This is a genomic window from Corallococcus sp. AB049A, assembly GCF_003668885.1.
In the GTDB taxonomy this organism is placed as follows: Bacteria; Myxococcota; Myxococcia; order Myxococcales; family Myxococcaceae; genus Corallococcus; species Corallococcus interemptor.
The window spans coordinates 1-456 of the sequence record NZ_RAWL01001061.1 but is presented as its reverse complement, the minus strand read 5'-3'; the positions used below and the strand labels follow the sequence as shown (position 1 = coordinate 456).

Genomic DNA, 456 nt, shown 5'->3' with positions numbered 1-456 from the left:
TTTCTTTCTCTGCCGGCGGTGTATGTTGGTCCTTGGTTTCGCCTGTCTTACCTGGGATTTGAGGTTCTTTCTCTTTGGGCTTTGTCGGCGGCTTGTCTCCGAATTGCTCCTTTTCTTCAATCCATTCGACAAGTTTCTCGTAATCATCTTTGCTCATTTTCTGGCTGTTGCGGTCTTTCCAGACGCTCTGACCTAGCTCTTTTAATTCGGCAAGGGTGTTTTCTTTGCTCCATGTCTTGCCTGCTAGTTCAATTGTTTCTAGCTTATCTGGCTCTTTCGGCTCTATTGCTTGCTCTCTTGATCGTTCGCCTAGTTCTTCTTTCTCGTGCATCCACGCTACAAGTTTTTTGTATTCAGCGATAGCTAGCCTCTCATCATAGTTATCCCAGAGATACTCATTCAAATCTTGCAGTTCGGCAAGCGTGTTTAGCTTGCTCCATTCCTTCCCTGCTGCCT

1 protein-coding gene is annotated in these 456 nt (G+C 46.1%); it reads right to left on the bottom strand.

The window, feature by feature from the left end:
* On the bottom strand, positions 1-456 hold a 456-nt coding region (locus D7X55_RS43895), incomplete at both ends, for a hypothetical protein (protein WP_158626504.1).